Source organism: Nonomuraea sp. NPDC050478 (assembly GCF_044458265.1).
Classification (GTDB): domain Bacteria; phylum Actinomycetota; class Actinomycetes; order Streptosporangiales; family Streptosporangiaceae; genus Nonomuraea; species Nonomuraea ferruginea.
The window spans coordinates 1,179,160-1,192,528 of the sequence record NZ_JBITHT010000001.1 but is presented as its reverse complement, the minus strand read 5'-3'; the positions used below and the strand labels follow the sequence as shown (position 1 = coordinate 1,192,528).

Here is a 13,369-nt window from a genome sequence, read left to right as displayed (position 1 = left end):
GGGGCTCTTCTTCGCCAGGGTGGGTCTGCCGATTTTCATCGACCCTACCGAGGTGGGCGAGGAGGGATTTGAACCCTCACGTCCTTTCGGACACACGGACCTGAACCGTGCGCGTCTGCCGTTCCGCCACCCGCCCTTGTGGGTGCGGAGAAACACTAGCACGTAACAGCCACTGGTACTGAACCCGGATACGATCGCATAAGACACGGGAGCGGAGGAGCTGGGCGCGAGTGCCTCAGGAGCGCCGGGGGCCGCCGCCTCGTGGTTCGAGCGGAGACCGGGCGCCACGCGCGCCGGGGGGCCGCGATCATATGCACGGAGGAAGGGAGGTACCCGGTGGGAGTCCTTCAGCGCTTCGAGCGACGGCTCGAAGGCTTGGTTGAGGGGGCCTTTGCGCGGGCGTTCAAATCTGACCTTCAGCCGGTCGAGGTCGCCAGCGCGGTGCAGCGGGAGATGGACGAGCGGGCGGCGATCGTCGCCCAGGGCCGTACCCTCGTCCCGAACGACTTCGTGGTGGAGCTGTCCACGACCGACGCCGAGCGGCTAGAGGTCTACGCCGACAGCATCAGCCACGAGCTGGCCAACCTCGCCAGGGAGTACGCCAAGGAACAGGGCTACTCCTTCGTGGGACCGGTCCGGGTCCGATTCGAGACGGCGGGCGACCTGGCGGTGGGCTTGTTCCGCATCAGGTCCGGCGTCATCCGGGGCGCGACGGTTGAGCAGGACGAGATCCGCCAGCCGGCGAGCGACCTGCCCCCGTCACGTCCCAACGCGTTCGGCGGGCGGCCCCGGCTGCTCGTCAGCACCCAGGACGATCCGCAGGGCGACCGCTCCTACGAGCTCACCACGCCGGTGACCTTGCTGGGGCGCGGCACCGACTGCGATCTTCGTCTCGTCGACCCCGGCGTCTCCCGCCACCACGCGGAGCTGCGCGTCGAGGGTCAGCAAGTCGTGCTGGTCGACCTCGGGTCGACCAACGGCACTTTCGTCAACGGCCAGCCGGTACGCAGAATCGAGCTCCAGAACGGCACGCGAGTGACGCTGGGGCGCACGACTCTGGTGTTCCGGCGCGATTAGAGGTAGACAGACGGTCCATGTCCGAGCTCACGCTGCTGCTGATCCGGCTCGCATTCCTGGCGGTGCTGTGGTTTTTCGTCATTGCCGCAGTCGGCGTGATCCGGACTGACTTGTTCGGGTCACGTACGGCTCCCGCCGGCCCGGGCAAAGGGGCCAAACCGGCCAAGCCCGCGCCCAAGCCCAAGAGCAGGAAGGGGGAACCCCGCCAGCTCATCGTGACAGGTGGCCCGCTGCAAGGCACCACCATTAATCTCACGGAGACGCCCATCACCATTGGCCGGGCGAACGACGCCACGCTGGTAGTCAGCGACGACTACGCATCCAGCCGGCACGCCCGGCTCTTTCCCCAGGACGGTCAGTGGATCGTGGAAGATCTCGGCTCTACCAACGGCACGTATCTCGACCGCTCGAAAGTCACCCGCCCGACCCCGGTGCCGCTCGGTGTTCCGATCCGTGTCGGCAAGACAGTCATTGAATTGCGCAAATGACCATCGCACTCCGCTACGCCGCCCGCTCGGACGTCGGCCTCCTCCGCGAAGGAAACGAGGACTCGGCGTACGCCAGCGGCCGCCTGCTCGCCGTCGCCGACGGCATGGGCGGGCACGCACACGGCGAGGTGGCGAGCTCCGTCGCCATCGCCGCGATGGCCTCTCTCGAAGAGGCCCAGCAGGGGGGTGACCTGCTCAACGCCATCGAGGCAGCCGTACGCGACGCCAATCGCAAGCTGCACGAGATGGTGGGACGGGATCCCAGCCTCAAAGGCATGGGCACCACGCTCACCGCCATGCTCTGGAACGGCACCCAGGTCGCGCTGGTGCACGTCGGCGACTCGCGCGCCTACCTGCTCAGACGCGGGGAGCTCTACCAGATCACCCATGACCACACGCTGGTCCAGCAGCTGGTCGACGACGGGCGCATCACGCCCGAGGAGGCCGCGACGCATCCGCAGCGCTCGATCCTGCTGCGGGCGCTCGACGGCAGCGGCGAGGTCGACCCCGACCTGACGCTGCGCGAGGCGCAGGTGGGCGACCGCTACCTCCTCTGCTCCGACGGGCTGTCCGGGGTGGTGAGCGCGGAGACGCTGCACGCCACGCTGACCAACCTCGACGATCCCGAAGAGGCCGTACGCCAGCTCATCGACCTGGCCAACCGCGGCGGCGGGCCCGACAACATCACGTGCGTGATCGCCGACGTGCTGGAGATCACCGACGGCCAGCAGGTGCCCGTCGAGGCCTCCGTCGTCGGCGCCGCGGGCATGACCCGGCTGCACGGCGGCGAGGAGCCGGCGCCGGGGCGAGCGAGCGCGGTGACCGCTCCCCAGCCGGCCATCACCGATGACGACTACGACGAGCCGGTCGCGCGAGCGTCCCGCAAGTCGGGCAAGCGTCGCCGGGTGTGGCCCGTGCTGGTCACCGTGCTGTCCGTGGCCGCCGTCGTCACGGGCGTCGGCGGCTATTTCGGTTGGAAATGGACGCAGGACCAGTTCTACGTCGGGGCCTGGGCCGACGAAGTGGTCGTCTTCCAGGGCATCCAGCAGGAGGTGGGCCCCGTTCAGTTCTTCAAGGTGGCCCAGCACACCGGCAAGGCCCTGTCCCGGCTCTCGCCGCCCGACCAGGCCCTGGTCAAGGACGGCATCGAGGTCGGCGACGTGGCCGAGGGCCTCACCAAGATCAACACGATGAAGTTCGCGGAACCCACCCCCACCGCGAGCGCGTCGCCATCTCCCACTCCCACAAGGACGAAACCTCAATAGATGAGCGAAGTGGCCGCAGCCCCCGTGCCCATGCCCGCCAAGCGACGCATGGCCCAGCTCGTCATGCTCGCGTTCGCGGTCGTGATCACGATGGGCGCCTACGCCAACGTCGGGCTGGCGATGGACGGGGCGATCCCCTCGGGCATGCTGACGTACGGCTTGAGCCTGGGCGGCCTGATGCTGGCCGCCTACCTCGTGCTCGCCAAGTTCGCGCCGTGGGCCGACCCGCTGATCCTGCCGCTGGTCACGCTGGTCAACGGTCTCGGCCTGGTGATGATTTTCCGGCTGTCGGAGACCGACTCCACGCTGCCGTCGGCCACGCTCGCCTCGCCCAACACCCAGCTGCTGTGGACGCTCATCGGCATCGTGCTGTTCAGCGTCACCCTGATCTTCCTGCGTGACCAGCGCGCCCTGCAGCGGCTCACCTACACCGCCGGCGCGCTGGGGCTGCTGCTGCTGGTCTCGCCGCTGATCCCGTTCCTCGGCCAGGAGATCAACGGCGCCCGCATCTGGATCGGCATCTCCGGGCTGGGTCAGATCCAGCCCGCCGAGTTCGCCAAGCTGGCGCTGGTCGTCTTCTTCGCCGGCTACCTCGTGGCCAAGCGCGACGTGCTCGCCCTGGCCGGGCGGCGGCTGCTCTTCATCGACCTGCCGCGCGCCCGCGACCTCGGCCCGGTGCTCATCACCTGGGGCGTCAGCCTGGGCATCCTGGTCCTGCAGAAGGACCTGGGCTCCTCGCTGCTGCTGTTCGGCACGTTCATCGCGATGCTCTACATCGCCACCCAGCGCATCTCCTGGGTGATCATCGGCATCCTGCTCTTCCTGGGCGGCGCGATCCTGGCCGGCATGGTCTTCGACCACGTCCAGCAGCGCTTCGAGGTCTACCTCGACCCCGCCAACGAGGAGCTCTACAGGGCGGTCGGCGGCAGCGAGCAGCTCATGCAGGGCCTGTTCGCCATGGGATCCGGCGGCATCCTCGGCACCGGGCTCGGCCAGGGCCACCCCGAGCTGATCCCGCTGGCCTTCTCCGACTTCATCTTCCCCGCCACCGGCGAGGAGCTGGGCCTGACGGGCCTGATGGCGATCCTCGTGATCTACGCGCTGATCGTGCAGCGCGGTCTGCGCACCTCGCTCGCCGCCCGCGACCCGTTCACCAAGCTGCTGTCCGCCGGCCTGTCGTTCCTGCTGGCCTGGCAGATCTTCATCATCGTCGGCGGTGTCACCAACCTCATCCCCCTGACCGGCCTGGTCACCCCCTTCATGTCCCAGGGTGGCTCGGCGCTGCTGTCCAACTGGATCCTCATCGCGCTGCTCGTGCGCATGTCCGACGCGGCGCGCAGGCCGCCGCCCCAGGCGATCCAGAACGAAGGAATGACGCAGGTGTTCCAGCGATGAACCGGACTATCAAGCGCGCCGCCGTGGCCTGCCTGGCCATGTTCGGCCTCCTGATGATCAACGTGAACGTCCTCCAGGGCGTCCGCGCGCAGAGTCTGAGCGACGACGCCCGCAACACCCGCAACTTCTACGAGCGGTACGCCGTGCAGCGCGGGCGCATCACCGCGGGCGGCAAGGTCATCGTGGCCCAGTCGAAGGAGACCAAGGGCGACTTCCGCTTCCTCAGGCAGTATCCCGAGGGCCGCCTGTACGCGCACGTGACCGGCTTCTTCTCGCCCGAGAGCGAGTCGGCCATCGAGCGCAGCGAGAACGACCTGCTCGACGGCTCCAGCGCCGACCTGCTGCTGCAGCGCGGCATCGACCTGTTCACCGGCGAGCCGACCAGGGGCGCCAACGTCGACCTGACGATCAACCCCGAGGCGCAGAAGGCCGCCTACGACGCGCTGCGCGAGAGCGGCAAGCGCGGCGCCGTGGTGGCGATCGAGCCGAAGACCGGCGGCATCCTCGCCATGGTCTCGCTGCCCACCTACGACCCGGCCGAGCTGTCGGGCACCAACAAGTCCGAGGTGTTCGGCCGCTACGACGAGCTGGCCAAGGACAAGAGCCAGCCGCTGCTCAACCGCACCATCGAGAACACCTACCCGCCGGGCTCGACGTTCAAGGTGGTGACCGCCGCCGCCTTCCTGGAGGACGACTCCAGCCGCGGCGCCGACACCACCGTGGACGCCCCGCAGGTGCTCGACCTGCCCAACACCACCGCCGACCTGCCCAACTACGGCGGCGCGGCGTGCGGCTCGGGCCAGGTCACGCTCCGCTTCGCGCTGGAGAGGTCCTGCAACACGCCGTTCGGCAAGATCGGCATCGACCTCGGCCACGAGGCGATGGGCGAGCAGCTGGAGAAGTTCGGCGCGGGCAAGCCGCTGGCCGTCCCGATGTCGGTGGCCAAGAGCGACTTCGGCCCCAAGGAGGACGCGGCGGCCGTCGCCCAGGCCTCCATCGGCCAGCGCAGCAACCAGATGACGCCGCTCCAGATGGCGATGATCGCGGCCGGCATCGCCAACGAGGGCGTGGTCATGAAGCCGTACCTCGTCAACAAGATCACCGACCCCAACGGCGACACGATCGACGAGGCCGACCCCGAGGAGTTCAGCGAGGCGGTCAGCTCCGAGACGGCGGGCGAGCTCACCGACATGATGATCAGCGTCGTGGCCAACGGCACCGCGAACCGCGCGCAGATTCCCGGCGTCCAAGTAGCTGGGAAGACCGGAACCGCCGAGACCGCTCAGGGCCAGCAGCCGCACGCCTGGTTCATCTCGTTCGCCCCCGCGAACGACCCGAAGATCGCGATCGCGGTGATGGTCGAGTCCGGCGCCGTGCGCGGCGGCGGGGAGGCGACGGGTGGCGGAACGGCCGCGCCCATCGCGAAAGCGGTGATGGAGGCGGTGCTGAAGTAATGGACGGTAACGTGCTGAATCATGCGGCTCGGTAACCGCTATCTCCTGATCTCCCGCATCGCCGCCGGCGGCATGGGGGAGGTTTGGCGTGCCCGCGACGAGCTGCTCGGGCGCGAGGTGGCCGTCAAGGTGCTCCACAGCCACATCCACGCCGACCCCGCGTTCCGCGGCCGGTTCCGCAACGAGGCGCGCATCACCGCCGGCCTCGCCGACCCCGGCATCGCGCAGATCTTCGACTACGGCGAGCAGGCCGACCGGGCCTATCTGGTGATGGAGCTGGTGCACGGCGAGCCGCTGTCGACCATCCTGGTCCGCAACGGCCCGCTCGGCGCCGAGGTCACCCTCGACGTGCTCCACCAGACGGCCAAGGCGCTGCACGCCGCCCACTCCTCCGGCGTGATCCACCGCGACATCAAGCCGGGCAACCTGCTGGTGACGCACGAGGGCACGATCAAGGTGACCGACTTCGGCATCGCCAGGGCCATGGAGGCGGCTCCGGTGACGCAGACCGGCACCGTGCTCGGCACCGCCCAGTACGTCAGCCCGGAGCAGGCCCAGGGTCTGCCGCTCACGCCCTCGACCGACCTCTACTCCCTGGGCGTGGTGGCCTACGAGTGCCTGTCGGGCCGGGCCCCGTTCCACGGCGACAGCGCGGTGGCGATCGCGCTGCGCCACCTCGGCGAGCAGCCGCCGGCGCTGGGCGTCGACGTGCCCGCCCCGGTGCGCGAGCTCGTGGCGGCGCTGCTGGCCAAAGATCCCGCGCATCGGCCCGGCTCCGCGCGGGAGCTGGCCGATCGCGCGTACGTGCTGCGCGAGTCGCTGTCGGCCGGCGGCGCCGACCTCGGCTCGCTGACCGACCCCTCGGGCTTCCCGATCCGTCCCCGCCAGGAAGACCGGACGGCGGACGGGCCCGCGGCCATGGGCGCCGAGCCGGTCACGGAGCTGCAGGAGACGCCGCCGCGGCGCCGGTTCGGGCGGGTGCTGACGACGGCGGCGGCGGCCGGGACCGTCGTGGCCGTGGGTTTCAGCGCGTGGGCGCTCACCCCCGCCCCTCAGACTCCGCCGCTCGTCGTTCCGGAGACGACGACGCCTCCGCTGCCTGCTTCCGACAAGCCCCGGCAGAAGCCCTCACGGACCAAAACCGAGACCCGTCGGCCTCCTGTGGTTACGGTCAAGTCGTCGAGGCCGGTAGCCTCGCCGTCGGCTACGGTAAGCAAGTCGGCTACGCCGACGACGCAGCCGACGCCGAGCCCGACCCCGACCAGGACCCGTACCCCGACCCCCACGCCGACCCCGACCCCCACCACGACGCCGACGACCCCGACACCTTCCGCCTCGCCGGACCCGGGTGACTCGAACCCGCCGAAGGAGGAGACGTGACGCGCCAACGGGTCGATGATGGACACCGGCGGCCGCCCCCCGAGCAGGCCGGCACCAAGATGAACGGTAAGGGACAGTGCAGGAAATGACTCAGCCTCGGCTTCTCGGAGGTCGCTACGAGCTCGACGGTGTCGTCGGGCGCGGCGGCATGGCCGAGGTGTATCGCGCCAGAGACATCCGGCTGGACCGGATCGTCGCGATCAAGACCCTTCGGTCGGACCTGGCCCGTGATCACACCTTCCAGGCCCGTTTCCGCCGTGAGGCCCAGTCTGCGGCGTCGCTGAACCACCCGGCCGTGGTCGCGGTCTACGACACCGGCGAGGACGTCACCGACGGCGCCCCCGTGCCCTACATCGTGATGGAGTACGTCGACGGCAGGACGCTGCGCGACCTGCTCCGCGCCGACCGGCGGCTGATCCCGGAACGCGCGACCGAACTGGTCGACGGCATCCTGCGCGCGCTCGACTACAGCCACCGCGGCGGCATCGTGCACCGCGACATCAAGCCGGCGAACGTGATGATCACCACGGCCGGCGACGTCAAGGTGATGGACTTCGGCATCGCCCGCGCGATGGCCGACTCGGCCGCCACGATGACGCAGACGGCCCAGGTCATCGGCACCGCCCAGTACCTCTCGCCGGAGCAGGCACGCGGTGAGCGCGTCGACGCCCGCAGCGACATCTACTCAACCGGTTGCGTGCTCTACGAGCTGCTCACCGGCCAGCCGCCGTTCACCGGCGACTCCCCCGTCGCGATCGCCTACCAGCACGTCCGCGAGGAGCCGATCCCGCCGTCGCAGATCGACCCGGAGATCCCCCAGTGGGCCGACGCGATCGTGCTCAAGGCCATGGCCAAGGATCCGGCGCACCGCTACCAGAGCGCGGCCGAGATGCGGGCCGACATCCAGCGCGCCATGTCCGGCATGCCGGTCGACGCCCAGACCATGGCGATGAACGGCTACGGTCAGGGCACCCGCATGATGACGGCCACCCAGGCCGCCACCGGCCCGGCCACCCAGCACTCCAGCGCCGTCCCGCCCTACGAGTACGACGAGGGCGGCGGCCGGGGCGGGCGCCGCCGGGCGAACAACGGCGGCGGCAACGCGGTCAAGACCGCCCTGTGGATCATCATCCCGCTGCTGGTCATCGGCGCCTTCATCACCTTGGGCTACGTCATGTTCAGCGGCGGCGGCAGCCCGACGGCCCCGACCACGGTCAAGGTGCCGGGGCTGGAGGCGAAGACGCGTGAATACGCCGAGAGCCAGCTGAAGCAGCTCGGCCTCACGGCGGAGGTCACCGAGGAGTTCAGCGCCGAGTACGACAAGGACACGGTCATCGAGACCGATCCGGCCGAGGGCACCGAGGTGGAGAAGGGCGCCACGGTCAAGGTCGTGGTCTCCAAGGGCGCGGAGAAGGTGAAGGTCCCCGCCGACCTCATCGGCATGACCACCGAAGAGGCCAACGCCAGGCTGACCGAGCTGGGGCTCAGCAGCACGATCAAGACGCGCGCGTCCAGCCAGCCGGAGGGCAAGGTCTTCCGCACCGATCCCAAGGCCGGCGCCTCGGTCGCCAAGGGCGACACGGTGACCCTCTTCATCCCGAAGGAGGCCGTGGCCGTACCGAGCGTCCAGGGCATGACCGAGGAGGAGGCCCGCCGCACCCTGGAGGAAGCGGGCTTCAAGGTCAAGGTCGTCACCCAGCCGAGCGACCAGGCCCAGGGCACGGTCATCCAGCAGAACCCGGGTGAGGGCGCCAAGCTCCAGCCCAACATGACGGTCACGATCGTCGTGTCGCAGGGCCCGGCAGCCCCCACCCCCACCGAGCAGCCGTCGGACGACTTCCCGACCGACGACTTCCCGACGGACGACGTCCCGACCGACGACGGCGACGACGGCTTCCCGAGCCAGGACGAGCCCCCAGGCGACGTAGGCGACGGCCTAGGCTAAGAAAAGGGCCGCCATCCCCAAAAGGGGCTGGCGGCCCTTTTCACGTAAGGACCCCTCCGCCCCACCATTCGAAGGACCGACTCCAGTGCCCGACCTCCGTACAGGGAAGGTCTTGCGAGGAGCGCCGGTGTCTGGACTGAGGAGAGAGGGAGCGCAGCGACCGAACGACGAGGGAAGACACCGGATCTGAGCGACGAGCCGGCGATCCGAAGGATCGCCAATAAAGAACGCCCCCGCCGCTCGGGGGCAACGGCGGGGACGCTCATCTGTCTGTCGCTCTGAGGCTCCGGTTCGTTACAGCGTTTTCTCCAGCCAGTTTCCGAGCAGCCGGTGGCCGTGCTCGGAGAGCACCGACTCGGGGTGGAACTGGACGCCCTCGACGGGCGCGGCGCGGTGGCGCAGGCCCATGATGACACCGTCGCCGGTGCGGGCGGTGACTTCGAGCTCCCCGGGGACGGTCTCGGGGAGCACGGCCAGCGAGTGGTAGCGGGTCATGCGCACGGGCGAGGGCAACGTCGCGAACACCCCCTTGCCGTCGTGGCTGATCGCGCTGGTGCCGCCGTGCACGAGGTCGGGGGCGCGGGCGACGGTGGCGCCGTAGGCGTGCGCGATGGCCTGGTGGCCGAGGCAGACGCCGAGCAGCGGCTGCCCGCGCCGGGCGGCGTGGCGGACGAGCGGGACGCTGACCCCGGCGGCTTCGGGTGTGCCGGGGCCGGGGCTGATCAGGACGCCGTCATAGCCGTCGGCGTCGTCCACCCGCACCTCGTCGCGGGGCCGCACGTCGCAGCTCGCGCCCAGCACCTTCAGGTACTGGACGATGGTGTGCACGAAACTGTCGTGGTTGTCCACGACCAGCACGCGGGTCATCGGCGCACCGTCACCTCGTCGAGCGTCACAGCGGGTTCCAGGAGCGGGAACACCGAGAACCAGAGTACGGCCATCGCCGTGGCGACCAGCAGGGCGGCCCACAGCAGCCGCCGTCCTGGACCGCCGGGGAGCCTGCGCCACAGCCAGCCGTACATCGTCATGCCTTCCTGGGCTCGGTGTCCTTCAGCACCCCGTACACGATCAGCCGTTGCGCCGCCGAGTACTCGGGGTGGCAGGTCGTCAGCGTGATGTACGCCCGGATGGGCCGCAGGCCCGGCATGCCGGGCACCGGGGCGAGCACGTCCACCTCGCCGGGCTCGACGATGTCCTGCGAGGTGACCCGGTAGGTGTAGCGGGCCTCGCGGGCCTCGACCACGAGCTCGTCGCCGCGTTCGAGCTCGTCGACGCGGTTGAACGGGGCCGCGTACGTGGTGCGGTGGCCGGAGACGACGAAGTTGCCGACCTGGCCGGGCATGGCGGTGCCGGGGTAGTGGCCGGGGCCCTTCTTCAGGTGCTCGGCCCGTACGCCCTCGACCACCGCGTAGCGGAAGTCGTGGCCCAGCCTGGGGATGCGCAGCAGCGCCACGGCGTCGCCCAGCTCGACGGCGGGCGGCCGGGCGGCGTTCTCGGCGGCCAGCGCGCGCTGCAGCAACAGCTGCTGGCTCGCCGTGTAGGCGCCGGTGCCCCAGAGCAGATAGGCGCAGAAGAGCGCCAGAACCAGGCCGGCGGTGATGCTCAGCTCCCCCGTGGTCCGCAGCACGATCCGCACCCGACCAGGGTAAGCGGGACGACTCCGGGCGCCGGGGATCGCCATCCCGTGCGCGTGGCGACTATCCTGGGGCTCGCTACCACTACCCTTTACGCAGAGCCTGCGGACGATCCGGAAGCCCAGGCCCTCAGCAGGAGTCATCCAGTGCCCAAGCCCAAGACGCGCAAGAAGGCGGTTTACACCCCGCCGCAGAAGACCCAGCAGATCAAGGTCAGCCCTCGCTGGCTGGCGCCGACGATGGTCGCCTCGTGGATCATCGGCATCCTGTGGATCGCCACCTACTACGTGGCCCCGCGGGCGCCCTTCATCGGCGATCTGCAGAACTGGAACCTGCTGATCGGGTTTGTTTTCATCATCTTCGGTGTGGTTCTTTCCACCCGCTGGCGCTAGTTCTTTTCCACAGCTTTTCCACAGCTGGGGACGTCAGCCCAGGAACGCCATGGTGATCATGGGAATTCTGACGACCACGAGCACGGCGAGCAGCACGACGAACCCCGCGACCGCCGCCACCTGCCACACGGTGCGGTTCTCCCGGGGCGCGTAGGCCAGCGCCGCCGACAGCGCTGCCCCGGTGACCAGGCCGCCGATGTGGCCGGTCCAGCTGATGCCGGGGACGATGAAGGTGATGGCCAGGTTGATCGCGATCAGCACGGCGATGCCGCGCACGTCCAGGTTCAGCCTGCGCCCCACCACGAACACCGCGCCGAACAGGCCGAAGATGGCTCCCGAGGCGCCGACGGTGAGGATGCGCGGGTTGTCCATCCACAGCCCGAGGACCGACCCGCCGAGCGCGCTCACCAGATAGAGCGCGACGAAGCGGACGTGTCCGAACGCCCGCTCCAGGTAGGGCCCGATCACGTAGAGGGCCCAGCTGTTGAACAGGATGTGGAACATCCCGCCGTGCACGAACGCGGCGGTGATCAGCCGGTAGTACTCGTCGCCCAGGGCCACGAAGAGGGAGTTCATGCCCAGGAGGCGCTGGATGTCCGGCACGAAATACTGTGCGACGAAGACGAGCACGTTGGCCGCCAGGATCGTCCACGTCACGTAGGGAGCGCGGACCACCGCGCCGCCGAACGTCGACTTCGCCTGCCGGATCCCCCGATTGCCCTCGGCCACGCACTCGGGACATTGGAACCCCACTGCCGCGTCGCGCATGCAGTCGGGGCAGATGGGCCGGTCGCACCGCTGGCAGCGGACCCACGTCTCCCTGTCGGGGTGCCGGTAGCACGTGGGGACCGTCTCCGCGGGCTGCTCGGGCTGCGAGGGCGGGAGGGGCGGCTGGCTGGTCATGCCCGCAGCCTAAAGCCTGCGGGCCACTCCCGCGTCCGCTGCTCGGACGGGGTGACGCCGCCTCCCGCGCGCCGGGCCGGCGCGGCCCGGCTTCCGGGAAGGGGGGCCTGCAGAGCGCAGGAACCCGGAAGGCCGGACAGGCGGCCGCGCGTCAGGCCGGGACGCGGTCGATGGTGACCGACTCCAGGACGACTTCCTCGACCGGCTTGTCGTTACGCCCGGTCTTGGTCTTGGAGATGGCGTCGACGACGTCCTGCCCCTCGACGACCTCGCCGAAGATCGTGTGGCGGCCGTTGAGGTGCGGCGTGGGCACGGTCGTGATGAAGAACTGCGACCCGTTGGTGCCCTTCCCCATCTTCTTGCCCGCGTTGGCCATGGCCAGCAGGTAGGGACGGTTGAAGTAGAGCTCGGGGTGGATCTCGTCGTCGAACTCGTAGCCCGGCCCGCCGAAGCCCTCACCGAGCGGGTCGCCGCCCTGGATCATGAAGTTCGGGATGACACGGTGGAAGATCGTGCCGTCGTAGTAGCGGTCGTTACTCTTCTCGCCGGAGCCCGGGTGGGTCCACTCGCGGGAGCCTTCGGCCAGCTCCACGAAGTTTCGCACCGTCTTGGGGGCTCTGTTGGGAAAGAGCTCGACCTTGATCATGCCGCGATTGGTCTGCAGATTCGCAATCAGCTTCTCAGCCACGAGACAGCTGCCTTCCTCTATGCACAGGGTGGAATTGTGGTGTTTTGACAACCATGGCCCTAAGGCCTCCGCCGCCATCCTCCCACGGCGGGCCATGATTGAGCCGCTTTGTATCGGGAAGGTCACGCGCGGGGCCCCAACGACAGGGGAGGTAGTCGTGTCCCTGACACTGAGAAGACGACGCCGCGTGGTCATAGAAGTGCCCACCACGTGGCAGGGCCGGATGAAGGCCCAGGCCATGAAAACCGGCGCGCGCATGGCGCCGATGGCCGACCAGGCCAAGCTGGCCGCCAACAGGCGGGTCGACGACGCCCGGATGTGGGCTGCACCCAGGCTGAAGAAGGCCGCCCACCGGGTCGAGGACCAACTCGCACCGGCAGTCAGCTCGATGCTGAACGACGCCGCGATCCGGGTCAGCCCGGTCCGGCGGCAGCAGTCGCGGCGCTGGCCGACGGCCGTCCTGGTGACCGGTCTCGCCATCGGCGCGGCCGGCTTCATGTTCTACCGGCGTAACGCCCAGCAGTGGACCGAGCACATGAAGGACTCCGCGTCCGACGCGTCTCGCTGGGCACACGAGCGGTCCGACAGGGCCGTCCAGTCCACGGGCCCGGCCGGCGCGCCGGTGGCCGAGACGACGGATGAGGCATCTCACCGGATGCCATGATCCGCGATGAAGGCGCGCCCCCGGTTTCGGGGGCGCGCCTTTTCGTCTGCTCGTACGTGACATTCATCACCATATTGGGCCTTA

General features: G+C 69.4%; 14 protein-coding genes and 1 tRNA gene. 9 read left to right on the top strand and 6 right to left on the bottom strand.

Features of this window, described 5'->3' with window-relative positions:
* Window positions 1-53: 53 nt before the first annotated feature.
* A tRNA-Leu gene (locus ACIBF7_RS05660) sits at window positions 54-136 on the bottom strand.
* A gap of 200 nt (window positions 137-336) precedes the next feature.
* Here ACIBF7_RS05660 and ACIBF7_RS05655 point away from each other — a divergent pair.
* The 7 genes from ACIBF7_RS05655 to pknB all read left to right on the top strand — a co-directional run bounded on the left by ACIBF7_RS05655 (window position 337) and on the right by pknB (window position 9,004).
* Entirely contained in the window at window positions 337-1,077 is a 741-nt protein-coding gene (locus ACIBF7_RS05655; RefSeq protein ID WP_219550775.1) for a DUF3662 and FHA domain-containing protein, read from the top strand.
* A 17-nt stretch (window positions 1,078-1,094) separates the two neighbouring features.
* Complete coding sequence (locus ACIBF7_RS05650; protein WP_148036053.1) at window positions 1,095-1,565, top strand: FHA domain-containing protein; 471 nt, start codon at window positions 1,095-1,097, stop codon at window positions 1,563-1,565.
* Window positions 1,562-2,830 (top strand): Stp1/IreP family PP2C-type Ser/Thr phosphatase, encoded by a 1,269-nt coding sequence (locus ACIBF7_RS05645; RefSeq protein WP_148036052.1) that lies wholly within the window; start codon window positions 1,562-1,564, stop codon window positions 2,828-2,830. The genes ACIBF7_RS05650 and ACIBF7_RS05645 overlap by 4 nt, the downstream gene beginning before the upstream one ends.
* Entirely contained in the window at window positions 2,831-4,225 is a 1,395-nt protein-coding gene (locus ACIBF7_RS05640) for an FtsW/RodA/SpoVE family cell cycle protein (protein WP_222709256.1), read from the top strand.
* Entirely contained in the window at window positions 4,222-5,679 is a 1,458-nt protein-coding gene (locus ACIBF7_RS05635) for a peptidoglycan D,D-transpeptidase FtsI family protein (protein WP_397196521.1), read from the top strand. Before ACIBF7_RS05640 ends, ACIBF7_RS05635 begins: the two co-directional genes overlap by 4 nt.
* A 21-nt stretch (window positions 5,680-5,700) precedes the next feature.
* Window positions 5,701-7,059, top strand: a complete 1,359-nt coding sequence (locus ACIBF7_RS05630) for a serine/threonine-protein kinase (protein ID WP_148036050.1) — start codon at window positions 5,701-5,703, stop codon at window positions 7,057-7,059.
* Window positions 7,060-7,144: 85 nt separating this feature from the next.
* The gene (gene pknB, locus ACIBF7_RS05625; protein WP_148036049.1) at window positions 7,145-9,004 is read left to right on the top strand and encodes a Stk1 family PASTA domain-containing Ser/Thr kinase; all 1,860 of its coding nucleotides are present in this window, start codon (window positions 7,145-7,147) and stop codon (window positions 9,002-9,004) included.
* A 294-nt stretch (window positions 9,005-9,298) separates the two neighbouring features.
* Here the strand turns inward: pknB and ACIBF7_RS05620 are convergent, their stop codons facing one another.
* Genes ACIBF7_RS05620 through ACIBF7_RS05610 form a run of 3 tightly spaced genes read right to left on the bottom strand, consistent with a single transcriptional unit; the run spans window position 9,299 to window position 10,640 of the window.
* Window positions 9,299-9,871 carry an anthranilate synthase component II gene (locus ACIBF7_RS05620; protein WP_397196520.1) on the bottom strand — a complete coding sequence of 191 codons (573 nt, stop codon included), beginning with the start codon at window positions 9,869-9,871 and terminating at the stop codon, window positions 9,299-9,301.
* Entirely contained in the window at window positions 9,868-10,032 is a 165-nt protein-coding gene (locus tag ACIBF7_RS05615; RefSeq protein WP_271276250.1) for a hypothetical protein, read from the bottom strand. The genes ACIBF7_RS05620 and ACIBF7_RS05615 overlap by 4 nt, the downstream gene beginning before the upstream one ends.
* Entirely contained in the window at window positions 10,029-10,640 is a 612-nt protein-coding gene (locus ACIBF7_RS05610) for a class E sortase (RefSeq protein WP_148036047.1), read from the bottom strand. Before ACIBF7_RS05610 ends, ACIBF7_RS05615 begins: the two co-directional genes overlap by 4 nt.
* Before the next feature lie 144 nt (window positions 10,641-10,784).
* Here ACIBF7_RS05610 and ACIBF7_RS05605 point away from each other — a divergent pair, with 144 nt between their 5' ends.
* Entirely contained in the window at window positions 10,785-11,030 is a 246-nt protein-coding gene (locus ACIBF7_RS05605) for a cell division protein CrgA (protein WP_148036046.1), read from the top strand.
* Window positions 11,031-11,063: 33 nt separating this feature from the next.
* Here the strand turns inward: ACIBF7_RS05605 and ACIBF7_RS05600 are convergent, their stop codons facing one another.
* The gene (locus ACIBF7_RS05600; RefSeq protein ID WP_397196519.1) at window positions 11,064-11,933 is read right to left on the bottom strand and encodes a rhomboid family intramembrane serine protease; all 870 of its coding nucleotides are present in this window, start codon (window positions 11,931-11,933) and stop codon (window positions 11,064-11,066) included.
* Window positions 11,934-12,084: 151 nt separating this feature from the next.
* Window positions 12,085-12,609: a peptidylprolyl isomerase gene (locus ACIBF7_RS05595; RefSeq protein ID WP_148037204.1), complete on the bottom strand. Its 525-nt coding sequence runs from the start codon at window positions 12,607-12,609 to the stop codon at window positions 12,085-12,087.
* Window positions 12,610-12,778: 169 nt separating this feature from the next.
* On the opposite strand from ACIBF7_RS05595, the gene ACIBF7_RS05590 reads away from it, so the two are divergent.
* Window positions 12,779-13,285 (top strand): hypothetical protein, encoded by a 507-nt coding sequence (locus ACIBF7_RS05590; RefSeq protein WP_345482884.1) that lies wholly within the window; start codon window positions 12,779-12,781, stop codon window positions 13,283-13,285.
* Window positions 13,286-13,369: the final 84 nt, after the last annotated feature.